Annotated in this window: 21 protein-coding genes; 5 read left to right on the top strand and 16 right to left on the bottom strand. The window is 41.2% G+C overall.

Annotated features, from left to right (window positions below; genetic code table 11):
- Positions 1-107: 107 nt before the first annotated feature.
- The 5 genes from GR929_RS05365 to GR929_RS05345 all read right to left on the bottom strand — a co-directional run bounded on the left by GR929_RS05365 (position 108) and on the right by GR929_RS05345 (position 5,455).
- On the bottom strand, positions 108-1,175 hold the full coding sequence (locus GR929_RS05365; protein ID WP_201300910.1) for a VC_2705 family sodium/solute symporter: 1,068 nt from the start codon (positions 1,173-1,175) through the stop codon (positions 108-110).
- Between the two features lie 14 nt (positions 1,176-1,189).
- Positions 1,190-1,444: a DUF4212 domain-containing protein gene (locus GR929_RS05360; protein ID WP_159517897.1), complete on the bottom strand. Its 255-nt coding sequence runs from the start codon at positions 1,442-1,444 to the stop codon at positions 1,190-1,192.
- 249 nt (positions 1,445-1,693) lie between these two features.
- A complete protein-coding gene (locus GR929_RS05355) occupies positions 1,694-2,998 on the bottom strand; it encodes an LVIVD repeat-containing protein (protein WP_159517896.1) in 1,305 nt (434 codons plus the stop codon).
- A 15-nt stretch (positions 2,999-3,013) separates the two neighbouring features.
- Complete coding sequence (locus GR929_RS05350; protein ID WP_159517895.1) at positions 3,014-3,766, bottom strand: hypothetical protein; 753 nt, start codon at positions 3,764-3,766, stop codon at positions 3,014-3,016.
- Positions 3,767-3,922: 156 nt separating this feature from the next.
- Positions 3,923-5,455 carry a bifunctional GNAT family N-acetyltransferase/carbon-nitrogen hydrolase family protein gene (locus GR929_RS05345; RefSeq protein WP_159517894.1) on the bottom strand — a complete coding sequence of 511 codons (1,533 nt, stop codon included), beginning with the start codon at positions 5,453-5,455 and terminating at the stop codon, positions 3,923-3,925.
- Positions 5,456-5,695: 240 nt separating this feature from the next.
- On the opposite strand from GR929_RS05345, the gene GR929_RS05340 reads away from it, so the two are divergent.
- Complete coding sequence (locus GR929_RS05340) at positions 5,696-6,643, top strand: NmrA/HSCARG family protein (RefSeq protein ID WP_159517893.1); 948 nt, start codon at positions 5,696-5,698, stop codon at positions 6,641-6,643.
- Between the two features lie 416 nt (positions 6,644-7,059).
- The gene (locus GR929_RS05335; RefSeq protein ID WP_159517892.1) at positions 7,060-8,880 is read left to right on the top strand and encodes a fasciclin domain-containing protein; all 1,821 of its coding nucleotides are present in this window, start codon (positions 7,060-7,062) and stop codon (positions 8,878-8,880) included.
- 101 nt (positions 8,881-8,981) lie between these two features.
- Here GR929_RS05335 and GR929_RS05330 read toward each other — a convergent pair whose 3' ends face one another.
- Together GR929_RS05330 and GR929_RS05325 are read right to left on the bottom strand one after the other, a co-directional pair.
- Positions 8,982-10,463 carry an outer membrane beta-barrel protein gene (locus tag GR929_RS05330; RefSeq protein ID WP_159517891.1) on the bottom strand — a complete coding sequence of 494 codons (1,482 nt, stop codon included), beginning with the start codon at positions 10,461-10,463 and terminating at the stop codon, positions 8,982-8,984.
- Positions 10,460-11,014 carry an RNA polymerase sigma factor gene (locus GR929_RS05325; RefSeq protein WP_235934068.1) on the bottom strand — a complete coding sequence of 185 codons (555 nt, stop codon included), beginning with the start codon at positions 11,012-11,014 and terminating at the stop codon, positions 10,460-10,462. Before GR929_RS05325 ends, GR929_RS05330 begins: the two co-directional genes overlap by 4 nt.
- A 245-nt stretch (positions 11,015-11,259) precedes the next feature.
- On the opposite strand from GR929_RS05325, the gene GR929_RS05320 reads away from it, so the two are divergent.
- The 3 genes from GR929_RS05320 to GR929_RS05310 are packed head-to-tail and all read left to right on the top strand — an operon-like array spanning position 11,260 to position 13,523.
- Positions 11,260-12,513, top strand: a complete 1,254-nt coding sequence (locus GR929_RS05320) for a serpin family protein (protein WP_159517890.1) — start codon at positions 11,260-11,262, stop codon at positions 12,511-12,513.
- Positions 12,506-12,982 carry a hypothetical protein gene (locus GR929_RS05315; RefSeq protein WP_159517889.1) on the top strand — a complete coding sequence of 159 codons (477 nt, stop codon included), beginning with the start codon at positions 12,506-12,508 and terminating at the stop codon, positions 12,980-12,982. Before GR929_RS05320 ends, GR929_RS05315 begins: the two co-directional genes overlap by 8 nt.
- Positions 12,975-13,523 (top strand): hypothetical protein, encoded by a 549-nt coding sequence (locus tag GR929_RS05310; protein WP_159517888.1) that lies wholly within the window; start codon positions 12,975-12,977, stop codon positions 13,521-13,523. The genes GR929_RS05315 and GR929_RS05310 overlap by 8 nt, the downstream gene beginning before the upstream one ends.
- Before the next feature lie 96 nt (positions 13,524-13,619).
- Here the strand turns inward: GR929_RS05310 and GR929_RS05305 are convergent, their stop codons facing one another.
- From GR929_RS05305 to GR929_RS05265, 9 genes are all read right to left on the bottom strand, one after another.
- Positions 13,620-14,990: a C1 family peptidase gene (locus tag GR929_RS05305; protein WP_159517887.1), complete on the bottom strand. Its 1,371-nt coding sequence runs from the start codon at positions 14,988-14,990 to the stop codon at positions 13,620-13,622.
- Between the two features lie 109 nt (positions 14,991-15,099).
- A complete protein-coding gene (locus tag GR929_RS05300) occupies positions 15,100-16,581 on the bottom strand; it encodes an OmpP1/FadL family transporter (RefSeq protein ID WP_159517886.1) in 1,482 nt (493 codons plus the stop codon).
- 420 nt (positions 16,582-17,001) lie between these two features.
- Positions 17,002-17,475 carry a hypothetical protein gene (locus tag GR929_RS05295; RefSeq protein ID WP_201300909.1) on the bottom strand — a complete coding sequence of 158 codons (474 nt, stop codon included), beginning with the start codon at positions 17,473-17,475 and terminating at the stop codon, positions 17,002-17,004.
- Between the two features lie 18 nt (positions 17,476-17,493).
- A complete protein-coding gene (locus GR929_RS05290) occupies positions 17,494-19,329 on the bottom strand; it encodes a V-type ATP synthase subunit I (RefSeq protein WP_159517885.1) in 1,836 nt (611 codons plus the stop codon).
- On the bottom strand, positions 19,326-19,934 hold the full coding sequence (locus GR929_RS05285; protein WP_159517884.1) for a V-type ATP synthase subunit D: 609 nt from the start codon (positions 19,932-19,934) through the stop codon (positions 19,326-19,328). The genes GR929_RS05290 and GR929_RS05285 overlap by 4 nt, the downstream gene beginning before the upstream one ends.
- Before the next feature lie 2 nt (positions 19,935-19,936).
- Positions 19,937-20,440 (bottom strand): DUF2764 family protein, encoded by a 504-nt coding sequence (locus GR929_RS05280; protein WP_159517883.1) that lies wholly within the window; start codon positions 20,438-20,440, stop codon positions 19,937-19,939.
- A 2-nt stretch (positions 20,441-20,442) separates the two neighbouring features.
- Positions 20,443-21,048, bottom strand: coding sequence for a hypothetical protein (locus tag GR929_RS05275; protein ID WP_159517882.1), 606 nt, complete (start codon positions 21,046-21,048; stop codon positions 20,443-20,445).
- A gap of 24 nt (positions 21,049-21,072) precedes the next feature.
- Positions 21,073-22,380 (bottom strand): V-type ATP synthase subunit B, encoded by a 1,308-nt coding sequence (locus GR929_RS05270; protein ID WP_159517881.1) that lies wholly within the window; start codon positions 22,378-22,380, stop codon positions 21,073-21,075.
- Complete coding sequence (locus GR929_RS05265; RefSeq protein WP_159517880.1) at positions 22,377-24,152, bottom strand: V-type ATP synthase subunit A; 1,776 nt, start codon at positions 24,150-24,152, stop codon at positions 22,377-22,379. Before GR929_RS05265 ends, GR929_RS05270 begins: the two co-directional genes overlap by 4 nt.
- Positions 24,153-24,527 lie beyond the last annotated feature (375 nt).

Below are 24,527 nucleotides of genomic sequence, written 5' to 3'. Positions count from 1 at the left end.
AAGGATTACTTCGGAAAATCAAAGAAGAAGTTCTTTGGCTTAAAATTTTACTGGAAATAATCATTAGACAAAAACAATTATTTCCAGTAAATATTAGTTCATAAGGATTAACTAATTAATTCGTTCTTTTCTGCGTCCGCCAAATATTGAATTTTACCGTCATTATTTTTATCATCAAAGGCCAGCAATCCGGTGTTCTCCCAATTAGTAAACCACTGCGGAACATCGACATATTCTCTTTCAGAAAGCGTATTGATTAAGTTCGTGCGGGCAAATACTGCCACCGTTGGAGCAGTTGTATACAACAAAGCGATAAACAACAAAGCCCAGCCCGCCGAAATTCGCGCATCTTTCACTCTCGGCACAGTAAAAAAGCGAACAATCACGTGTGGCAATCCCGCTGTTCCAAACATTAAGGCAGCCGTAATAAAAAACATATTTACCGTATTTCCCTTATCAACCTTGGTATATTCGTCAAAGCCAAGATCCACTGAAAGTTGATTCAGTTTCTCCAGTAGATAGGTTCCATCCGCAGTTTTTCCACCAAATCCGAGCTGTGGAATAGGATTTCCGGTCATTTGCAAGGAAATGAAAACTGCAGGTACAGTAAATGCAAAAATGATTACACAGTATTGAGCAATTTGAGTGTTGGTAATTCCTTTCATTCCACCCAAAACAGCATAAATAAATACAATACCAATACCAATTAGCACTCCCGACTCAAAGGACACATCGAGAAACCGAGCAAACGCCACTCCCACTCCTTTCATCTGGCCAACCACATAAGTAAACGAAACAAATAGCGCACAAATTAAAGCAACCAATCGGGCATTCTTCGAATAATACCGTTCGCCAATAAAATCGGGTACCGTAAACTTTCCAAACTTCCGCAAATATGGAGCTAACATAAGAGCCAGTAAAACATAGCCACCGGTCCAGCCCAGCAAATACTGTGACCCACCGTAACCCATAAAAGAAATTAAGCCGGCCATAGACAAGAAAGAAGCTGCTGACATCCAGTCGGCAGCGGTTGCCATTCCGTTTGCAATTGGGTGGACGCCACCACCCGCCACATAAAATTCTTTTGTCGAGCCAGCCTTCGACAGACCTGCTATAATGATATACAAAACAAAGGTCACCCCAACGATGACATAGGTCCAGATTTGAGAATCCATAATTGATTTAAGTTTTATTGTTCGTCAAGATCAAATTCTTTGTCCAGGCGGTTCATCAGGAAAACGTAGATAAAGATGATGGCTACAAATACGTAGATCGCCCCTTGCTGAGCAAACCAAAAACCAAGCGGAAAGCCTGCCATGTGAAAGTTATTGAGAAAATCGGCAAATAAGATACCTGCTCCAAATGACACAATAAACCAAATGCAAAGTAAGTAGGCCAGGTAGGTTAAATTCCGTTGCCAGTACTTCTTTTTTGTTTTCTCCATGCTGTATTCGTTTAGTTATTATTAGGATCGTGCTAGCCTTAGCATTTCAAACAGATGTCAATTTAGATATTTTTATCTTTTTTTCCTAATATGCGATCCAACCATTCTTGTTAAGTTTGACAGAGAACAAAAAAAGGACGAGATTAACCTCTCCCTTTTCAAAAAAGAATACAAGTAATTTTCCGAACCGGAATAACTGGAACAAAAAAATCCGGCTGGAGAAGCCGGATTTTTTACTGAAGTAACTGCTTAATTACCTGCTGTTGAAATGGGAATTGTCGAAAGCAAGGTAATATTTTGAATATCTGAATAATCGTATAAATAGAATCCACCATCGCCAATCATAAACAGGTAATCATTAAGTGGAATAACATCGTAAGTATTAATATCAGGGAATTCTGCCAGTTTATGTTGGTTGATCGTTAATGGATCTGACGCATCGAAAACTTTCAAGCCGGCAGCTCCATCGCAAATAAACAGGATATCGTCGTCAATGCCGAGCCCGTGAGGATTAGCCATCGAATGGCTGGCCAGTAAGTTCAATTCTGAATAATCGTCATTCATTTTAATAACATCCAAGCGATTGACTGCTCGACCACATGAACCACCATCGTGTAAAGTAACATAGGCTAAATCATCCTGAATAACCACCGGGTCGCAACTTGTAATATGAGAATACTGATTGACGTAAGTGGGATTCTCTTCAATTTCAAGATCAAAAACCAGCATGCCGGATCTTGTCCCAAAAAACAAGTGATCATCATAAATAAACATCGTTTCAATATTCCAACCAATATTCTTCGACCCAATTTCAGTCGGATTAGTCAAATCTGAAATCCGAAACGTATAAAGACTGCTATTGTCCACCGTGTACAGGTAATCTTTGTAGAGTCCAAATCGGGCCATCGATCCTCCGACTCCAAAAGTTGTCCCTGAACCGCCACCAACGCCTCCTGAAGTATTTGTCGTGGCAAACCCACCGTCCATAAACAAATTTTCAGCATAACTTCTGCCATAATAAACCGGATAATGATACTGCTCGATTTCTTGTTTTATCTTTTCAACCTCCCAACCGATGACAACGCCCTGATCTTCGTCAATTTCCCCAATACGGTAACCGGTGTCGTATTCCGGAAGGGTATATGGGAAAATTTCTTCAACCCGCCCAACTTCATGAATATCGGTTAAGTCAGACACATCAATGGCTACTAAATCAATGTAGCTATCGGCATAAAGCACATCTTCCTTAATGGCAATATCAACATTTCCAGGAATCTTGATAAAGCCGATATTATCAGGATTGGTCGGATCACTAACATCCAACACATGAACACCTTTCATGATTTCATTGATAAATACATAATTATCTTTGAAATAGATCTTTCCCGGTTTTTCGATTTCCCGACTGGGACTAAGCAAGACTGCCGAGCGTAAATCTTCGTAAGACATGTACACCGGAGAATTTCCTACAAAAGTCTCATAGTATTTATCTTCACAGCCCGAGAACACTACTGCAATAAACAGCAAAATAAAAGTTGTATAAGTTGTTTTCATTTCTATCGTTTTTTTTTAGTTGAAAAGAATGCCTAAACGAATTGTCAAACGATTGTATTCCCGCTCCAACTCATATTCATCTTCTCCTATAAATTGATTTTTATGAAAGCGATAGCCAAATGAAAGCATCAGCCCAAGGTCGGGACTCAGCTGGCTAACAAAACCGAAGGATGGATTAATCATTACGCCACCTTTCGCATCCACAAAATCCTGAGAATAATAGTACGAAGACCAAGGCATCACGTCGTAATAAATTCCGCTGTTGGTATAAAAACCGTCATCCAACGGAATCATATAACCGGCTTTCAAACCTAAAAATGGGGTAAAACGCGACTCTCTAAAATGATATTCCAAATTGCCAAAAACGGGCAAATACGACTCTTCCAAAAAATCAATGCCAAGTCCCACTCCGGCATACCAATTGGGCTGAACACGAAAGTTTACCGATGCATCAAACGAAAAAGGACTCGGTTTAGCACTGTTCGGACTACCGGCCAGCAAGCCAATTGTGGCCTTGAAGAAATAAGAATCTCCCGTATCTGCGTAGGTGCCTGGAATCCAGCTACCAGCTATTGTATCAATTTCTGACTCCTTGATTACCCAGAGATTCTTTCCGGAACGAACAACAATTTTTTCATCGTCAACTCTGGTTTGCTGCCCTTTTAAAACCGATCCATTTTTGAGGTAAATCACCTCTCGCTTACTTTTTTGGGCAAAACCGCCGCCGGCAAGTAACAAGAGTGTTAAAAGATAAATGATTTTTTTCATTTTTTTTAAGGTTGGTTACTGACCTATGATGCACTCCTCCATTAAGGGTTGCGTGACTAACATAAATTCGCTATGTTATGCGCAAAGAAAATTGGAATAACCGTACGATTATTCCAATTCTCGTCTTTTTACCCCGCTAAAACGATGACACTTTTACTACATTCGTTTTAACTGAAAAATATCTTTTCGTCGATCTTTTAGGTTCCGCACACTTCCAAACTGATTGAGCTCCCGAAGCAAGTCCAGATCAACATCAGCTATTAGTATCATTTCGGTATTGGGTGTCGCCTCAGCTTTGATTCCGTTTACCGGAAAAGCGAAGTCGCACGGAGTAAAAACCATAGACTGGGCAAACTGAATATCCATGTTATGCACTTTGGGCAAGTTTCCTACTCCTCCCGCAATTACTACATAACATTCATTTTCAATTGCTCGCGCCATCGCACAATTCCGAACCCGGGAATAACCATTTTGAGTATCCGTCAGGAAAGGCACAAAAATAATATCTACGCCTTCGTCTGCCAGCAGGCGACTCAGCTCCGGAAATTCAATATCATAACATATCAACACCCCAATTTTTCCACAGTCAGTTTCAATAGCCTTCAATTCCGAACCACCCTGCATCCCCCACACTTTAGCCTCATCAGGTGTTACATGCAATTTTTCAAATCGTTCAACCGATCCATCTCGCTTACAAACAAAACCGGCATTATACAACCGATCGTTTTTTATTTCAGGCATGCTCCCTGTAATGATGTTGATGTTGTAAGAAATGGCCAACTCCGAGAACCGCTGGGTAATTTCTTCGGTGTGGCTAGCCAGTTCACGAATTGCTTCCGGCTCGCTCAAGTGGTTGTTTTCCGCCATCAACGGAGCCATGAAAAACTCAGGGAATAATGCAAAATCAGAACGATACCCCGATACTGCATCAACAAAATACTCTGCCTGGTTCATCAAGTCATCCAGATTATTATATGGTCGCATTTGCCATTGTATTAATCCCAGACGAACAATCTTCTTCGTTAGTACCGGTTGCTTCGTGGTTTCTTTCTCATAGTATATGTTGTCCCATTTAAGCAACACCGCGTAATCATTCGACTCCTCATCACCTTCTAAATAGTTCTTTAAAATTTTAGACGGATAAAAGTCATTCGACATTTGAAAGTTCAATACCGGATCAACAATTTCCTTTAAACGAACTTTGGCAATATACTCTTTCGGAGACATTTGATCAGAATATTTATGATAGCTAGGAATTCGTCCACCGAAAGCAACTCCTTTCAGGTTCAACCGCTCGCACAACTCCTTTCGATAATCGTAGAGTCGACGTCCTAGCCTCAAACCACGATACTCAGGTCTAATAAAAATCTCAATCCCGTACAGTGTATTTCCATCCGGGTCGTGCGTGTTGAATGAATAATTGCCCGAGATTCGTTTATAAGTATGCTGGGTTTCATACTTGCTTAAATCAACAATAATAGAAAAAGCACAACCTGCAATCTGACCGTTCACACGGATCACCACCTGACCTTCAGGGAACAGATTTATTAATGTTTTCAATTGCGGACGTAACCAATAGGAGTCAGGCATTTCCGGGTAAGACTCAATCAAAGCCTTCTTCAACTCCTGATAATCTTTCAGTTGCAAAAAACTGAGTTCTATATTTTCAATTTCGTTTGTATTCACCATGATCCATATTATTTTGAGATAGCAATCACAAAGATAACAGCTAATCCCTATTTAAAGTTATCGTAACCACTTAGGAATATAAAAATAAGTGTATCATTTCTGTGCTATTTTACAATATCCTCAGCAAAATCAGCAGGGCACTCCTACATTATCAGATATTTAAATCTTTTTATATTGACCATGTAATATTTTTAAACTAACTTGCTATTTATCAACCCATTAAAATAAACACACATACTTATGATTAATCAAAAGATAATCGCAATTGTTGGTGCCACCGGATCTCAAGGCGGTGGGCTTGTAAAATCAATATTAAATGATCGGGATGGCGAATTTAAAGTTCGCGCAATTACCCGAAATGCCAAATCGGATAAAGCAAAAAAATTAGCTGAACTTGGTGCTGAGGTTGTCGAGGCTGACGTTAGTAATATTGGAAGCCTGACAAAAGCATTTGAAGGTGCATATGGCGCCTACTGTGTCACCTTTTTTTGGGAACATTTTTCACCTGAGAAGGAAAAAGTTCATGCAAAAAATATGGCCGAAGCTGCAACCAAAGCGGGATTAAAACATGTCATTTGGTCAACCCTTGAAGACACCCGAAAATGGGTTTCATTGGACGATGACCGCATGCCTACCTTGATGGATCACTACAAGGTTCCACATTTTGATGCTAAGGGAGAATCCAATTCATATTTTGAGAAAAGTGGCACTCCATACACCTTACTGTATACTTCTTTTTATTGGGACAATTTCATTTATTTTGGAATGGGGCCACAAAAAGGTGACAATGGGAAATTAGCCATTACTTTTCCTATGGGAGATAAAAAGTTACCTGGCATTGATGCTGAGGACATTGGCAAATGTGCCTATGGTATTTTCAAGGCAGGAGACCAATTTCAAAATCAATCGGTGGGAATTTCAGGCCAGCATTTAACAGGTCAGGAAATGGCAGATGGTTTCTCCAAACTTTTAGGAAAACCTGTCGTTTACAACGATATTCCGGCAGCTGTGTATCGCACCTTTGGCTTTCCCGGTGCTGAAGATCTTGGTAACATGTTTCAATTTAAGCATGATTTTCAAAATGATTTTTGTAGCAAGCGTGATGTAGGATTTTCGAAACAGCTCAATCCGGACATACTGAGCTTTGAAGAATGGCTAAGCAAAAACCAAGATAAAATTAAGGCCTAAGTCTCAGTTAAACAACGTTGTTTCAATACTGGAAGAACGTTGTTTAACTAATACTCACAAACATCAAACAAACACACATCCCAAAAATTCATTCCACTTTCTCATATCTTGTGATTTTCGCCCTTTCCTGAATTAATATCCAATCTACTGTAAATAGACCAACTACAACAATACAATATCTTGAATTTAGAAGATTTGCCTTGCCATGCAGTCCCCTCTATTGAAACAAATCAGACTTTTAAGAAACAAAACTTGCCTATATTTACATTTATTAACAACTATGGACAACTAACAAAAAACCTATAAACATTGGACATTTATTGTGTTTCTGTGTTTTTTGTTTAATGTTTTAAAATAAACAATAAACACCAATTGAGTTCTACGTGTTTTACTTACAAATTCTAAACACGAATATCATGAAAACACAAGCGAACAAAAAAACAAATTCTTTCAAGTACATTTCATTAGTAGTTCTAGCTCTAATCACACTCTCTTTTTCCAGCTGTAATGATGATGAAGATCCTGTTGTACCTGAAGCTCCGGTTTCTGTTGATATTGCAACGACTCTTCAACAAATCACAGACGACCCAGATACTTACAACGGAGACAATTCTGAATTAAAAAAGCAAAGTATTAAAAGTCAAAGGCCGAAGTTTAAAAACCTTATTACAGCATTGGCAAAATCTGGATTAGTAAGCACTGTAGCTCAAAACGAATTTACCGTATTTGCTCCAACCGACGAAGCTTTCGAACAACTTCTTGACGAGCTCGGAGTAGGTAGTATCAATGACTTAACAGCAGAACAACTCACACCTATTTTGCTATACCATGTTGTTTCGGGAACCGTCATGTCGGGCGATCTAACCAACGGACTCGTAGAAACAGTCAATGGCGCATACATAGAAGTTGACCTTTCATCGGGTGTAATGATTAATGATGCGACAGTTGAAATCGCTGACCTTAAAGCTCTGAATGGTGTTATCCATGTTATTGATAAAGTTTTACTTCCGCCATCCATGAATCTTGTTGAAAAAGCAATTAATTTTGATCCCGAATTCTCGATCCTTGTCGAAGCAGTAACAAAAGCCGGATTGGGAGAAACCCTGGCAAACGATGGCCCGTTTACCGTATTCGCACCGACAAATCTGGCGTTCCAGAATTTACTAAATGATCTTGGACCAGACGTAAATAGTTTAGATGACATTGATTCGGAAATGCTTGTTGAGATTCTATTATATCACGTTGTTGAAGGCGGCGTATTCTCAATGGATCTGACAAACGGAATGGTGCCGACTTTAAATGGGAAAACGATTGAAGTTGACTTATCGAGCGGAGTAATGATTAACGACGCAACTGTTGAAATACCAAATGTACAAGCAACAAACGGAGTGATTCACGCGATTGACAAGGTATTGCTTCCTCCAAAAAACATTGTTGAAACCGCTATCAGTTTTGATCCGGAGTTTTCAATTTTAGTTGATGCAGTCGTAAAAGCAGGGCTGGATGAGACTCTGGCCACCGGAGGAACTTTCACTGTATTTGCACCTACAAATGCAGCATTCGAAAGCCTTTTTTCAACAATGGGCATCAGCGGTGTTGAAGAATTAACGCCAGAACAACTTGCTCCAATATTGCTTTACCATGTTGTCAATGGAAAAGTAATGTCTTCTGATCTTTCAAATGGTTTTGTTCCGACATTAAACGGAGCAGCTGTTGAAGTTGATTTAAGCTCGGGTGTAATGATTAATTCGGCAACTGTCGGAATTCCTGATGTAGAAGCATACAATGGAGTAATCCACGCAATCAACGAAGTACTGTTGCCTCCAACCATGAATTTAGTCGATCTTGCGATTAGTTTCAATCCTGAATTCTCAATTCTTGTTGATGCTGTTACGAAAGCCGGATTGGGAGAAACCTTGGCGAACGGCGGACCTTACACCGTTTTTGCGCCAACAAATCAAGCATTTCTAGATTTGCTAGACGACCTTGGTGCTGAAGTAAACAGCTTAGATGACATTCCTGTTGCAGACCTTACAGCAATTTTACTGTACCATGTTGTTGAAGGACGCGTTTATTCATCAGATCTTTCTGCCGGTACAGTCCCAACTCTTAACGGAGCCGAAATTACGGTTGACCTAAGCGATGGAGTTATGATTGACGATGCAAAGGTTACAGCACCGAACGTGCAGGCAACAAACGGCGTAATCCACGTGATTAACAAAGTCATCATACCATAGTAGGAAACAGAAATACGCCAGAAGCAATTATACAAAACAAGCGAGCATTCAAAATAGAGTGCTCGCTTTTTTGTTGGCATATTTCTCTTGAGCATCACGCATTAAAACTCGTAGGTTAAGCCGGTAAAAACACCAACCGTATAGGGCTTATAATCGACTGAAGAATTACTATTTAATGACCCTAAGAAATGCTTTACCTGCGGCTCAATTCGGACACTTATTTTATCGGTGATTCCGTAACCAAACCCCAGTCCGAAACTGGTGCTGTAATTAACCGAATTCATATCTCTGGTTTCTCCAATTCGTTGACGGCCATCCTGACTATTGGCATAAGCTTCATTCCCGACTAACACACTCGTATTGAAACCTCCCAACAACTGCATTTTAAAAACAGCATCAACAAGCTGATAGCGAAAGATTAACGGAATCTCAATATACTCAAAATCTTGCTCAAACTCAGTTTCAGTAAGTAATATGTTACGATTTGCATCAGCTGATTCAAAGCCGCTACTAAGCTTTGCATTGGTTGGAAGATTTTCTATTGCAATAACCCCTGCAGCAGTGTTCATCGTTACTTCTCCTGAGCGAACTGCAACAGCCGTATTGAAAAATCCTACATCATCAACTAAACTTTGGTCCCCTTCGGTCGGAGACGCCGGAGAATAAAACAAGTCAGATGAGCGATAAGCCTGATTGGAAGAAGTTTGTCCGAGTTTACTATAGAAAACCCCACTTTGCACACTCCATCTTTTATTGGTTTTATACTCAACTGAAATCCCACCTCCTACGTTTAAATTTTCACTTGACTTGTCGTAGGTCATTGCGCTGGCATACTCTTTACTTTGCGAACTCTGACTAACAGCAAAGCCAGGAGTTAACATAGCTCCAACCTGCCAACCGGCTGACTCTACATTCTGTTTGTTTGCTGCCAGCAAGCGCGCATTTTCCTCAATCATGGAAAGCTCTACCTGACTTAACAACGACTCAGTTTGCGAATTTCTATTTGTTTCTACTAATCGAGCTTGTTTCTTAAAAGAATCATCTAGCTCTACTCCGATTAACCGGAGGAGGCTAAATGATTTCGTTTCCTGTTTCCTGTTTCCTGAGTTTGCAATTTGTCGTTCATCCTTTGAGGCATCGGCGATTGCACTATAACTCGCTGCTGTATTTATTCTCGCTTCTTCGTTGTTTGCGATCTGCGTCTCATCATTTTTCAGGTCGGATTCTGCAAAAATCGGTGCCTCCTGATTTAAAACCGGATCCTTCACCTCGTTCAATTCATCCGTCGATTCATCTCCAACAACTTCTTCCGACTTTGGCAACGATCTTTCAACCGCCTCGTTTTGCTCCGTTAAAACCGGAACATCTGTTTCATGCGAATGCTGCAACTGCCAACCTAACAAAAAGGCTAATAAAACAGCTGCTGCGATTCCTGCTGCTTTTAAGTAACCAAAAATAGCGCGTCGTTTCGCCCCCGTCTGTTGCTCCTGAATCCTACTCCAGATATATGAAGGCGGCTCCTGTTCAAAATTCTCTAATTTCGAACGGAACAACTCATCCAATTGATCATTATTCTTTTTCATGCAGAATAATTATTTTCTGTTTCTCCAAAAACCTTCACCACTTTGTCCCTCAATATTCCTCTGGCACGTGCCAGATTCGATTTAGATGTTCCCACCGAAATTTTCATTTCATCTGCTATTTCCTGATGATTCATTCCTTCAATAACATATAGGTTGAATACCATTCGATAACGTGGTGGCAATTCATTAATAATCTTTAGCAAATCCCTTGCTGACAACTCAGCAATGATATTATCATTTAGCTCAGGCTCATCATAGATTCCCATATCTTCAACCGGGTGCATCAAATGATTTTTTCGGTAACGTTCTAAGGCAACATTTACCATTATTCGTCGCACCCAACCTTCAAACGCCCCCTCATGCCTGAATGAACCAATTTTTTCAAAGACCTTTAAAAAGCCATCCTGCAAATTATCTTCTGCTTCAGTCTCATCTTTCGAATACCGCAGACATACCCCAAACATTTTTGGAGCCAGATACTGGTACAACCTGGCCTGAGCCTTCGTTTTACCAGCAGCACTATCGATAATAATCTGCTTGAGATCTTTCAAAACACTATCAATTGATTAAGATCAAAATTAACAGAATGCCCGCATAGTTTGCAATCAATTCCGTAATCCGTTCTAATTAGTTTACTCTGACAAAAGTCAGAATGGGTGATTTCAGTATGGTGATGGGGGAAACCACCGAAAGGTTGCGTAATTCGTCAACTATTTTTTTGAAACTCGAACGCAACCTTTTCCAAGCATCGTCAGTCTAATTTAACGTAAATCATTTCGAATAAACCATTAGAACGATGAAACACCTTATTTTTATTTGCGGCTTATTCTTGATATCACCACTTCTCAAGTCGTGCTCCGACTCAGATTCGATTGTTGTTGAAAATGAAGAAGTGACCAATATTGAGTTGGATTTGAAATCGGAAGAGCTGATTGAAGCCGACAATGCTTTTGGGCTTGACCTGTTTAAAGAGGTAAATGCCGAATTGGATGAAGGTAAAAACCTCATGATTTCACCCTTGAGTATTTCGCTTGCACTGGCCATGGTATACAATGGAGCCGATGGCAACACCAAAACCCAAATGGAAAACATGTTGCACAAAGCCGGTTTTTCGGCCAATCAAATAAACGAAGCTTACCAAACGTTGGTGGAATCTTTAACCGATCATGATCCGAAAGTAAAACTATCTATTGTAAACGCTATTTTTTACGATCAGGATTTTAGTGTGAAATCTGATTTTATTTCAACAAACCAAACGTTTTACGATGCCGAAGTTGAAGAATTGGATTTCAACAATTCATCGTCCACGCTCAACCGCGTAAATGGCTGGGTAAAGGATAAAACCAACAATAAAATCTCGAAAATCATCGATCAGGTTTCAGCTGAAGATGTGATGTATTTGATGAATGCCATTTATTTTAAAGGACAGTGGACTTACCAGTTTGAAAAAGATAATACAACAGACCGTGCATTTTATACCGAAAATGAAAACGAATTACAAGTTCCAACGATGATGCTGGATGAGACAACATTAAACTATACCGGAACGAGCCAATTTCAATTACTGGAATTACCATATGGCGGAGAGAAATACAGTATGCTCATCCTTTTACCCAACGAAGAATATTCGACCGATGATGTCATTGCAGAAATGAATCAGTCTAATTTGAATGATTTGCTTGAGAACTTGCACGAACGTAATTTAAAAGTCTACTTGCCCAAGTTTGAATTCGCCTACGCCAATAGCCTAGTTGACAACCTGAAAGCGTTAGGCATGAATGATGCGTTCTTCGCTTCGCTTTCTGACTTCTCAGGTATTTCGGACATTCCAGATTTATATATTTCGGAAGTAAAACATAAAAGCTATATTAAAGTTGATGAAGAGGGCACTGAGGCTGCAGCTGTTACAGGCGTGACCTTTGGAGTGACTTCGGTTGGTCCGGAACCTGTTTTTGATGTCAACCGACCTTTTGTTTTCGCTATCCGCGAAAAAGATACGAACGCTATTTTATTTATGGGAAAAGTTAATAATCCGCTACTTAATGAATAAACTAATCTATATCGCCTTGTTTGTTTTCCTACTTGGCTGTGAAGAACAAACCACACCGGTTGATGATTTTAAATACAAGAGTATTTCCCAGTCAGAAACCGAAGAGTATGTCGATCTGTATTTTTACAACTACGACAGTTTGAGAAACGATCCGGTTAGCATCAACGATGTGGTTATTGAAGGAGACAAACTCATTATCAGTTTAAGTTATAGCGGTGGTTGCGCTGAGCACGAGTTCAATCTGGCTCGAATTCATCCTTCGTGTGGCACACCGCCTCTACCTCCACCAACGTTTCAACTCAAACACAACGCCAATGGCGATGCATGCGAAGCCTGGATTACAGACACCTTGGCCTTCAACATCAGCCGACTACAAGCAAGTGAAGAAAGCCCGGTGACGATCAGCTTCTCAGCAAATGAATATTACGACGAATACTTTCAAACCAACCTAGATTACAGCTATGAATAAATTTAAGATACTGCTACTGCTATTCCCTTTTCTGACTTCTGCGGCTTGCATTCATGATGATGTGGGAGTTGACGATGATATTGTTGTCTTTTTTCAATTTGAGTATGTGAACCACGCCTGGGGATTTCAGCATAACGGATTCATTATCGATCAGCAGGGTAATGTTTACAACTATGAGAAACCAGATGGTTGGATATGGCCTGAAAATAACGAAATTAGCACAAGTGCTCTTGAAAGCAATCTTTCCAAAGCAGAAGCCAGGCTTGCACAATTAGATGGAAGTGTCATTAAAGAAATGACGAAGCTTGCAAAACAAGCGAGGTATGGAGATTTAACCGAACAGAAATCAGTGATGGCTGATGCCGGAGCGGAGGTTTATGCCATCTATACTGCTACTGCCGGCGACAAGACATTAACAAGACATTTGCTGCAACAACGCGGTGATGTTTACCAAAAAAATAAAACCGGTGCCGCCGACGACATCACCGAATGGCTCATTGATTTTCGCGGGACGGACGGCTACCCTGATGACAACTTTTAATATTGAAACAGTATTCATTTCACCCCACACGTTCTAATTTAATCCAGACAAAAGAGGCAGCTTTAAGCTGCCCCTTTTGATTGATGTCGCTTCTACTTAAAACATCGGATCCCATGGTGGAAGCATTTCAGCTTTTTCGCCATAAATATCCAATACTTTTTCGCTAATAAAATCCTTGTGCACCACGATTCGGAACATGTATTCGTTAAACCACTCATCGGTAAAAGTGAGATACCCTTTTTCTCCCGTTTTTTCACCCCAGCTATTTTCAAATTGCCATTTCAGCGGTTGCTCATCCTCATCTACTTCAACAGCTATTAGTGCCATTCCATGACTCGAACCACTTTCGCGACTTTGAATTCGCTGGGCTTTTGTCATAGTGAACGGTACATCATAAACCGCCTCGTAGTTAAAATTATCAACGTCCAGCACACCAAAATCACGACGCAACTGTTTGCCCACATCGCATGAGGCATACATGGCTTGATTGTTCTTGATCGATTCGATGCAAAATTCCTTAATCACATCATTTGGCAAATTCACATAGTGCCAGTTTGCGCCTTCCTCAACATTACGATAATTTTCAATTTCAAAGTGCTTCCAAAACGGACGAGTCGGGTCGTTCATCAACATCACATAATCGTTAAGTTTAACTTCTCCAAGCACTTCGTTCATGAACGACTTTGGCGTAAAATTACCCGCTTCAACAAGCTTCCCTTCTTTGCTTTTGTAGCGATAGTTGAAAGTTACAGGAGGTTCGCCCAAATTGAGAGCCAACATTCGATAGATCACCGATAGCATTTCTACTTTCCGATCTTCAATGGCTTGATTATTTTCACCGGCGCTTTTCAATTCACGAAGTTCCAATGCCTGCTCGCGCAACTTACGCTTGAGTAGTTTTGTCATCCACGCTGTATTCTCGCTTGAGTAGGTTTCCTCCATCGCTTCGCGCGGAACCATGCCATACTTATTGGCCAAGTTTACATAATTGATCCACTGTCCGCCATCGTCAACCGGAGAACGAAAGTACCAACGCACTTTCTCATCATCAATCGAACGGTCGGCAGTCTCCACAATATTATTCAGGAACAAATTGGCTTTCTCGAACAAATCCCAGAAATAGAGGTAATTCTCAGAAAACTCAAAAGAGCTAACATTAAAATGTGATATGGCCATTGGACGAAAAACATTCAACGAGGTAAACAGCCAGCAACGACCTGATTTCTTTTGGTTGGTTATTCCCGAGACATCAACCCGGTAAGTGAAATAATGATCGGCCGAACCTTCATTTTCACGACTCCAGGCCAACTTGGTAATTGGATTTGCCGACAAGGCGTTTTGCATGCCGGTGGTATAGTTGTCTTTAACAAACGACGACCTGATTTGATCCAGATTCTTTTGGTTAACCGACTGGCTGAAAGTCAGCAATGGCAAGATAAGGCCTATAAAAAATGTCCATCTCTTCATAATGCGTTATTCTAAAGTTTTCAGTTGTAAGAACTCAAAATTATCAATAATTCATTAGCAAAAAAAAGACCTCCGCAGAGGCCTTTCAATATTTAACTTCAAAATATTATTATAAAAGATGGTAAGTTAACCCAATTGAAAAGGCCAGGTTCGACTTATCGTACAACTCTTTGTAAGTTCCTACTCCCGCATATTCAATTTCCTTATAACCATTTTCGTAGACTGTGTTAAGCACCCCCAGATCCATATCAAAAGCGTCACTTACTTTAAACTTTGCACCCAATCCAACAGAGTTCGAACTCAAGCTATAACTAATATCGGTTTGATAACCCCGACCGACGCCGGTTTCAGAATGCATTAACCCGGCACTGATTGTGGTTACCTCGTTGAGTTGAAGCTCCAAACCTCCGGCCAGCTCATAGTAATTTTTCTCAATATCATTTTCCTTTCCAGACCAATCAGCAGCTTTGTCAAAATAATTACTGAATGATCCGGATAGTTTAAAATTATCCAGCAACTGGTAGTCTACCCCCGCGGTAAAAATTGCCGGAATATCGTTTCGAAATTCAGCACCATCGCGATAAACATTTAAGTCATCCTTTTCAGTATGATTGGTCATTTTCAATACGGTTTTAAATTCGTACCGGAAACCCATGTTCAACTTGTCACTGGGTTTAATATTTAAACCGATGATTGGCGTAAATCCGGTTCCTTTCTGATCCAAGCTTTCATACTTATCACCCATTTGCGATGCATAGGCGTTAGCCGTAGCTGCTTTCACGCTCATTGTTTGTGCTGCTTCGCCAAAGGTTGTTCCACTCTGAAAACCATAGGTGGCAGCAGTTTCATCAGGCATTGTTGCATCAGCGGGGTACTGACCAAGTTGGCCTGCAGCAGCGCTTGCATCGGCAGCTAACTGATTAAAAAGGTCGGTAGCTGTTATTAAAAGCGGCTGCCCTTCCCTTTCCACAATTAGGCTGATTTGTTTGATGTGTCCGTCGTAGGTATTTTTCGCACTAATCACCCGCAACCCTATCGCTCCGCTAAAAATCTCATTAAATCGATAACTGGCATTGAGCTGAGTGCCTAAAAATACCGAGCGACCGTCAAAATACAAATCGGTGGAATAGCCATTGGTTACAATGCCAAGCTGGCCCAAGGCCGCCGGAAGTTGAGCAAATGGAATCTCGAATGATGGCAAACCGGTTTTATACTCAGCCGTTCCTCCTCCTCCATTAACTCCAAATCCGAAAGAAAAAGCAACTCTATCTTTTTTATAAACAGCAAATGCAGAAGGGAAAACAGGCACGGTAACATCTCCATCATAAGTAGATTCGTTCAGTAACGGATACATATTTTCAATCGTGCGAGTTTGAAAAATACTTTGATTATTGAATGAAAAATGCCAGCCGTCGTTTAGCTTTACCAGTCCTGCCGGGTTGAAGTAAACCGCATCAATATCAGTTGAGGCATTTCGGGAAAGCATCCTGATGTATTGCGCACTTTGGTTCGCATTTGTTAAGATACCACCTGCCCAGACTGATTGTATTAGCCCCAAAAAAACAACGGTTAGCAAAGTTGATTTTTTCATGCTCTTTTTTTGTTTAAAGATTAGTATAGCAAACAAAAGTATATTATTTCACTCTTAAACAATGCATACCTGATGTAAAACAGCTTATCGAAAAATATCGATATGTTTGATTCTTCCGTGCTAATAGAAATATGTCGACATTACTTTAATAACACATAAGATGAAAGCCAAACTAGTTTTTATTGTATCATCTGCTGTTTAATTTCATTTGCGACATTCAGAAACAAAAAAATCAGCACCCCGACAAGCAGTGTGCTGATTTTATATTATAGCAAGTAATTTCACATTTCTTCAAGCCGTGCATTTTTTACTATGCCTAGCTTTTGGGCGAAAAGAAAGCATCAGAACATATCTGAATACCATCTTAAAGTAGATCAATCCAGATCTACTTATTCGATTTCCTAAGGTTATCAACTGTGCTTATGCACCAGGAATACCACCCATTCCGAATACCATGGCAAGCAAAGCAACAGTTTCGATAATTCCCATTGCTGCGATATACATACCTGCACCTTGTTTTTCGTTAACTGCCAGGTTTGCACAAGCCGCGGCACCAACCCGCCCCTGCATAATTGCTGAGGCTGCAATGGCAATACCAATAAAAAATGCCCAAATCATCTGATTCACGTAACTATCAGGATTCAGATTGGCATCAATCATTGAATTCATAAAGATCATGCCGTAGATTACTTGACTTAATGGCATACCGACCATTGCAAGCGCTAACGGTGGAAGCTTTTTATTGTCTTTAATAGCCTGTTTCCAGAGCCCCAGTGCTCCCATTCCGGCAACTCCGGTACCAATTGCTGAACCTACACCTGCTATTCCTAAAGCGATAGCATGTCCGCCAAAACCTGTAACTACCGTTGTTAAAATTGTTGTTAAAGTCATCATATTAGTTCTTTATAAGATTTATTTCAATTTATTGCTTTTTAATCTGAATGGATGGTATTCACTACCGGAAAACTCGACCCCGGCATGCCCGGAATATTCCAACATATTTAAACGAACACCATGAACGAGTACTGCCATTGCTGCAAGAATCATGTTTAGCGTATGTCCAAGAATTAAAACAACGACTGCACCAATACCGGAAGCAATGGTTGAAATACCATCGCCAATTGCCATTTCGTTAAAACTCAGCGCCATTAATACGGTCGATAAACCAACAGCATAGAGACGGATATATGAGATAATATCAGAAAAACCATTGATTACGCTTAGTGGCAAACCACCAATCGACGAAATTACTCCTTTTACAAAACTACTCCCGGGGTTGGAAAACAAAGCAACGAGTACCCCACCGCCGGCAAATAACCAGACCATGATCTCCGGAGCTGGAAAACCTAACACCATTTGATTAACAATCAGATATAAGCCCCAAACGATTGCAACCCAACCGAGCTCTGCAATCGCCTTTACACTATTATTATATTTCCAAGCGGTTTGTAAATGTCCGACCGTTAAGTGCACTGCCCCAATCAGGAACATAAATTTCTGTATAAAAATAGTGTCGCCGCCAAAACTTGCTAACTGAGTTATTTTCAACGAACTTAAAACCGGAAATTCAGCAATCGCTTCAGCTCCAAAATACGTTCCGGTGAGTATTCCCCAAAACATGATGGACACCGAGAGCGTATACATCAAGCTGAACTCGACTTTCTTAACAAACTTCTGCTTACGATGAACCAGAAAAGTGATCACTAAAAAGATCAGCCCATATCCGGCATCGCCCACCAGAATTCCGGCAAAGAATGTAAAGAAAAGCATAAACACTTTTGAAACATCCAATTCTTCATAGCCGGGAACCAGTCCCATAAAATCCATTACCGGCTGAATACGACTTGTCCACCCTTTTGACCGAATGAGTGTTGGAACGTCGTCCATGTCCTCCTGATCGGGCTTCTGAATCATGTATCCCCAGTCTCGCTTTTCGGCTGTCTCCACAAGCTCTTGTACCGCATCCTCCGGAATAAAGCCTTTCCAGCACCCTACCCTCTGTTCGATATCAATTCCGCCGTATTGGAATTTATGTAGATCAAGATGCTGTATTTTATCATCAAGAGCATCCTGCAACACTGACTTTTGTGCATGCAGTTGAAGTAAAAGCTGTTTATTATCTTCCAGCTGTTTATTGGTATTACGCAACAATTCGGCTAATTCATCAAGTTGAGTTTGCGGAAGAGCAACTTCCCTGAAATCCAGTTGTTCGTCTGCCTCTTCAGCCATAAGAACCACTTGGTTCAAATCACCCAGTTTGCCAACCACCTGAATATTATCACGACCTGCAACCTGCTTTAACTCTTTATTGGTAAGCAAATAAAGCTTAAGCCAAACACCTTTTAGCTTTAGCTGCTCCATATCACTTAGCTGAATACGCCCCCACTTGCTATACCATTCCTCGTCAATCGTTAATTTGAGCCGATCCTTTTCAAGCTCCTCCCGGTGCTTTTCAGCCTCCATTATTTTTTCGACTAAAACGAACTCACCATTTCTGGTTGCCGAGTAGTCGGTAAATTCATTAAAAGAAGCTTCTGAATTCTGTTCGTCATCATAGCTTTCCAGAATCGACATCGCTTTATTTAGCTGTCTGATTTGTTCAGCAACGCGATCAATGGACTCATCCTTTGGCGGCTGAAATGGAGTAACGTGCAGAACTCCAAGCTGGCCCAACTCCTGAAGATCAGCTTCGAGATCATCTGCTGAATTTGGCATGAAAAGTAGCACCTTCTTCATCTTTACGATCATACACTTTCCTCCTTTTGTCTACTGGTTTTGACCACCTTCGCGGTAGCAATTGTTAACCGTTCGTCATCCTGTAGTTTTTGCCCTATTTTCCGGATAGCTATTTTTGCATTAGGAATACGTCGGTTTTCAAAGAGTTTTATACGAGCTCTCACATCCAGCAATTCTTCTTCAAGCAACTCAATCTGTTCTTCGAGGCACTTGATCTCTGCTCGCAACTGCAATTGTTCTTGCATCAGTTCAATCGCGTCGTCAACCCACAACGGTGTAGCTCCGTCAACTGGCATGACATTAAAATCAACTTTTTCGAACTGCTGCACCCGAACACCTGCAACATCAATGGGTTTAGTAATTATTTCGTTCACCGAAATAAAATGATCGATGTTGACCCAAGAATCGCTCATCACAGCAATCCATGGCTTTGCGGCTTTACTATTTCGCTCAATCTCCTCCCGAATTTCATCAATTCGCTCAGCAATTGAGTTAATGGTTGCCATCAACGATTTTTCCATGGCTTCGAACAAAGGCAACATCCTTTCCGAAACTTTCAAAATCTTCTTTTGACGAGCTCGCTCTGTTTTTGTATATCTAATTTTTAAATTTGCCATTCTTAGTCTTCATCTTTTATCGATGGATCTACCACAGACGCCAAGACCTGTGCCCCTTGCTCTGCATTAAACGAATGCATGCGAGATAAAATTTGTAACTTCAGTTTGTACACCATCACTTCGGTAAGTGAAAACGTTTTTCCGGCCTCAATAGAAGACAGCTCTTCCCACTGTGATTGCATGATTTGTTTCTCCCGTTCTAACGGATTTGCCGCAATCACCACAGTCGATAAACGCTCCAGTTTCGGTTGACGATTTTCTGATCTGGCTTTTCGTATTTCCAGAAGGTCTTCTTGTACCTCGCTTAGCATGTCACGAATGCTCTTTTTACATAAATCTTTAGTCTGCCCATCCGTCTGGCGGATGTCGACCGCTTCGAGTGCTTTGAAATGCTTTTTAGAGAGCTGTTTTTGAGCATCGGCATTAAACTCGTCAAGTGAAATTGGCGGCACCTGCCCATAGGTCAATGATGGCAAACTACACATCAGGTATACCATGCTTGACATCGCTAGTCCTCCTGTTTTTTAGTGATCAGTTTTACTAAGTCCTTGTTCATAATTGAAAACAAGGCATCTTCCACATCCTTCGAGCTTAGCACAAACTGTACGCCTTCTTTCTCTGAAGAATTGATCACAATTTTCGCTTCACTGCTTGTCAACGGTTTTAGTTCAACCTGTTTAGCCAATGATTTTTTCAAAAGAAACGCTTCCATTCCTTTTACTGTTTCAGCGGGTACTTTCACTTCCTTATTTCCGGAAATATCTCCAATTACCGCTGTCAGCAATTCTTTCAAGTACTGCTCTTGTGTAAAAATAGTGTCGCATTCTTTTCCGAAAACTGATTTCAGATTTTGAAGCACTGCAATTTTGGTGGCTTCAACCATATCGCGGGAAGCCTGTGCAATCGAAATCTGAGCATTCTTTTCCAGTTGATCAGCCTTGCTTTTAGCTTGCTCAATCAGACTGTTTTTCCTCGCTTCGGCTTCTGAAATGATCGTTTCGGCTTGTTTCCTGGCTTGCTCAATGATCCGTTGTTTCTCATCCTCGCCAGCGTTAATTCCTTGTTCTTTTAACTTGGAAACGATGCCTTCCAGATTTTCCCTATCATTTTTCATATCGATTTATTGTCGAGTGGTTATTTATTTATTCCAATATTCATCAATCAACTTTTTGCTCAGCCCGGTTTCCGAAGGCTCGAAATGCCTTCTTAAAATATCCCAGCATTTATCCAAAGCCGCTTCCAGTTGAATGGGCTCTCCAAACGGTTCCTCCATGTTTGCAATAAAATCCTCGCGGTAGCGAAGGAGCTTTTTGGAGAATACATCATTGGCCGCACCAACTTCTGCTGCTTCGTGAGCTTTTTCGGCATCGGCAAGTAACGATGACATGGCTGTCATTATCGGACGGTGGTCACCTCGGGTACTGCCGTTTACCTGCTGTTTCAGCCGTGAAAGTGAACGTGCTAATTTTAATTTTCCTTTTTCCAGAAAGAACTGCCCTTCTGTAATGTAACCGGTATTATCGGGCACCGGATCTTCCAACGACTCCAGTGTAGTCGCTCCAATAATTGTAATGGAACCAGCACCTTCAACATCTGCCGCCACTTCATAACGTCGGGCCAACTCAGAGTATAACGATCCCGGATAGCCTTGTAACGAAGGAATCTGGTCTTGGTAATTGGCGACATTACGCAAAATGTTCGACCAGTTGGTCATATCGGTAAGCAGCACCAACACATCTTTTCCTTCGTCTGCAAATTCACGGGCAACACTCAGCGCGACATCCGGAAGCATTAAGCCCTTAATTTGTGAATCGCCTGCCAAGTGAGTAAACATGATGGTTTTATCAATATTTCCCGATTGTGAAAGCTGTTCTTTGAAATAATGATACTCATCGAATTTCAAGCCAATACCTGCAAAGATGATAATATCGACCTGAGCACCCTGTGCAATCTGCGACAACAAGCGATTGTATGGTTCGGTGGGACCTGCAAAAATTGGAATTTTCTGTGATTTCACCAATGTATTAAACACATCAATCATTGGAATACCGGTCCACATGGGCTGTTTAGGCACCAATCGAACCGTTGGGTTTAAGGTATCCAAACGTGTTGAAACCTGTTTCTCAAATATAACTTCGGGGCCACCGTCTGCTACATCTCCTACTCCATCGAAACTCCGGCCAAGCATATTGTGCGAAAAACCTGCTGTTAACGGAACTTCATGCATCCGTATTTTGGTCTGTGTACTCAATCCTTGGGTGCCGTTAAATACCTGAAAGCGGGTAAAGTTTTCGTTAACATTAATGGCTTTGGCAAATGAAAGACTTTGGTTGGTATCAGCATTCAGCAACTCCACTACGTGGTTTAAAGCTACGCCCGGATTTCCTTCTACCGAAATCAAAGCTTTACCAACTTCGCTTATTTTACTTATTTCTTTTCGTATCATAGTGCGTACTCTTCTTGTAGAATAAACTGTTCTATTTTTTCAGGAAGAACAGCAATTTGCTCTTCGCTAGTGGCATTACTATTCCAGTCTCTCCACCATTGGCGCAAGCCATCAAATTTTGTTTTAATCGATTCTTTCAGCTCCTCATCTTCCATCCCGTTTTTCGGAAATGCGATTGGGCTATCAATTAGTTTCTGAACCGCCTGGTTGATGATGTTCAACCGATCGGGACGGGTGCAAGCGTCCACCTTCTGAAATCCATCTTGCTGCATGACACAAAAATCGATCGTTTGCCCTTTTTGGTAGAGTACATATTTATCAACCGGAACTTTTTTCAAACCTATCGTACTAATTGTTTGATCGATTCCATCCGCTTCGTTCAGGGTTTGCAATATTTTTTGTCGATCGGCCCATGGAATAAAACTGTCGTAAACCGAACTTGTATAGGCCAACGGGTCGATAGCCGGGTATTTTTTAGCGTCGGCGCGATCCTGCGACAATCCCCAGAAACCTCCTGTCGCATCCATTGTAGCCTGCGTTACCGGCTCCTGGAAGTTACCGCCAGCCGGCGATACTGTTCCAATAAAAGTTAAGGAGCCACCCGTACCAGCATCGGCTCCGGCACGTTGGTACATTCCCTTAATCTGATCGGGTATATCCATCGGGAACGCTTCAGGTCCGGGGATATCACCCTGACGTCCACTACGTTCGCGAAGAGCTTGTGCCCAACGGGAAGTAGAATCGGCCAACAGAATAACATTGTATCCCTGGTAGCGATAGTATTCGCCAACCGACAATGCAATAAACACACTGGCTTCGCGGGCTGCCACAGGCATCGAGCTGGTGTTACCGAAAATACACATCCTGTTCATCAATGATTCACCTGTTGACGGATCATCAAGTTCTGCAAAATCTTTAAAAACCTCTACAGCTTCTCCTGCTCGCTCGCCACAAGCCGCCATAATAATAATGTCGGCTAGCGCATACTTGCACAGCGAGTGCTGCAATACGGTTTTACCGGCTCCAAACGGCCCGGGATTTCCAACGGTACCACCGTATCCAACCGGTGCAAGCAGGTCGATTACCCGAACACCAGTAGATATCGTTTTACTTGGAATTATTCGTTCTTTGAAAGGGATGGGTGATTTTACCGGCTGCCGAAAAACGAGTTTCAGTTCGTGACGAACCTTTTGCTCGTCTACAACTACAGCCACGACCTCTGTAATATTTAGCGATTTTTTCTCGACAATACGTTCCACTTTACATCGACCAAAGCTAAAAGGAACCAATATTTTGTGATCTAACCGGCCTTCAGGAACGGAACCAATCGTATCGCCTCCTTTCACTTCATCGCCAACCTTTACACTCGGAGTAAAGTCCCACAATTTCTCTTCGTCCAATGCTGGAGCTTTCATACCAGGCACCAAATAAGCGCCCTGTTCTCCCAGCTTGTATAACGGATTCTGAAGCCCGTCCCAAATACTGGTTAAAAGCCCCGGTCCTAAGAGCACCGATAAAGGTGTTCCTTTGAATTCAACCAAGTCACCGATCTGTGCCCCCGTTAAATCTTCGAAAACCTGCATTTCAACAATCCCGGCATCTGGATTTTTCGGATCCGGATATATCTGCAAAACCTCAGCTTGCAGAAGCTTTCCGTCCACCGTAATCTCAGCGGTTTCACCCATTATTACATTATCTCGAAATCGTGCTCTTACCAGCGAATCCTGAATGGATATTAGAGTAGCACTCCTCCTTTTATTATCATTGCCCATTGTCATATTCTTTAAACCTCTAAAAAGCAAACTATTTTTAACCCAAAATGAACATAGTCTCAGGGTGGCACGAAAATAACAAAAATTAGCGATTTTTTTATCACATCATCTCAACTGTAAAATTTAAGTTTCCTTTTTCACGTATAAAACTATTACAGGGAGATGGGATTCCTCCAAACAAGATTTCTCCAAAAAAACAGTAGCTTACTTTTCGGCTGCTGTTTTACATTAAACCTGAAGGTTGTCCTCCGGCCGTTTCGCTTTTAACTGCATGAGTTCATCTACCAGGTGCTTCCTGCTATTCAGTACCGAATTGGTTCAGCTCCAAGTCGAATTCACTCGGTTTCGAACTACTTTAAGCTCCTTTTGGGTGAA

The sequence above is a fragment of the Sunxiuqinia indica genome, assembly GCF_009847015.1.
GTDB lineage: Bacteria > Bacteroidota > Bacteroidia > Bacteroidales > Prolixibacteraceae > Sunxiuqinia > Sunxiuqinia indica.
Note: the sequence above shows the minus strand (reverse complement) of the source record. Positions and strands in the feature narration are given on the sequence as shown.

What these genes read in the sequence shown, in the direction of transcription:
- GR929_RS05365 (WP_201300910.1), bottom strand. Translation starts at nt 1,175, where the DNA reads ATGGATTCTCAAATCTGGACCTATGTCATCGTTGGGGTGACCTTTGTT.
- GR929_RS05360 (WP_159517897.1), bottom strand. Translation starts at nt 1,444, where the DNA reads ATGGAGAAAACAAAAAAGAAGTACTGGCAACGGAATTTAACCTACCTG.
- GR929_RS05355 (WP_159517896.1), bottom strand. Translation starts at nt 2,998, where the DNA reads ATGAAAACAACTTATACAACTTTTATTTTGCTGTTTATTGCAGTAGTG.
- GR929_RS05350 (WP_159517895.1), bottom strand. Translation starts at nt 3,766, where the DNA reads ATGAAAAAAATCATTTATCTTTTAACACTCTTGTTACTTGCCGGCGGC.
- GR929_RS05345 (WP_159517894.1), bottom strand. Translation starts at nt 5,455, where the DNA reads ATGGTGAATACAAACGAAATTGAAAATATAGAACTCAGTTTTTTGCAA.
- GR929_RS05340 (WP_159517893.1), top strand. Translation starts at nt 5,696, where the DNA reads ATGATTAATCAAAAGATAATCGCAATTGTTGGTGCCACCGGATCTCAA.
- GR929_RS05335 (WP_159517892.1), top strand. Translation starts at nt 7,060, where the DNA reads ATGAAAACACAAGCGAACAAAAAAACAAATTCTTTCAAGTACATTTCA.
- GR929_RS05330 (WP_159517891.1), bottom strand. Translation starts at nt 10,463, where the DNA reads ATGAAAAAGAATAATGATCAATTGGATGAGTTGTTCCGTTCGAAATTA.
- GR929_RS05320 (WP_159517890.1), top strand. Translation starts at nt 11,260, where the DNA reads ATGAAACACCTTATTTTTATTTGCGGCTTATTCTTGATATCACCACTT.
- GR929_RS05315 (WP_159517889.1), top strand. Translation starts at nt 12,506, where the DNA reads ATGAATAAACTAATCTATATCGCCTTGTTTGTTTTCCTACTTGGCTGT.
- GR929_RS05310 (WP_159517888.1), top strand. Translation starts at nt 12,975, where the DNA reads ATGAATAAATTTAAGATACTGCTACTGCTATTCCCTTTTCTGACTTCT.
- GR929_RS05305 (WP_159517887.1), bottom strand. Translation starts at nt 14,990, where the DNA reads ATGAAGAGATGGACATTTTTTATAGGCCTTATCTTGCCATTGCTGACT.
- GR929_RS05300 (WP_159517886.1), bottom strand. Translation starts at nt 16,581, where the DNA reads ATGAAAAAATCAACTTTGCTAACCGTTGTTTTTTTGGGGCTAATACAA.
- GR929_RS05295 (WP_201300909.1), bottom strand. Translation starts at nt 17,475, where the DNA reads ATGATGACTTTAACAACAATTTTAACAACGGTAGTTACAGGTTTTGGC.
- GR929_RS05290 (WP_159517885.1), bottom strand. Translation starts at nt 19,329, where the DNA reads ATGATCGTAAAGATGAAGAAGGTGCTACTTTTCATGCCAAATTCAGCA.
- GR929_RS05285 (WP_159517884.1), bottom strand. Translation starts at nt 19,934, where the DNA reads ATGGCAAATTTAAAAATTAGATATACAAAAACAGAGCGAGCTCGTCAA.
- GR929_RS05280 (WP_159517883.1), bottom strand. Translation starts at nt 20,440, where the DNA reads ATGTCAAGCATGGTATACCTGATGTGTAGTTTGCCATCATTGACCTAT.
- GR929_RS05275 (WP_159517882.1), bottom strand. Translation starts at nt 21,048, where the DNA reads ATGAAAAATGATAGGGAAAATCTGGAAGGCATCGTTTCCAAGTTAAAA.
- GR929_RS05270 (WP_159517881.1), bottom strand. Translation starts at nt 22,380, where the DNA reads ATGATACGAAAAGAAATAAGTAAAATAAGCGAAGTTGGTAAAGCTTTG.
- GR929_RS05265 (WP_159517880.1), bottom strand. Translation starts at nt 24,152, where the DNA reads ATGGGCAATGATAATAAAAGGAGGAGTGCTACTCTAATATCCATTCAG.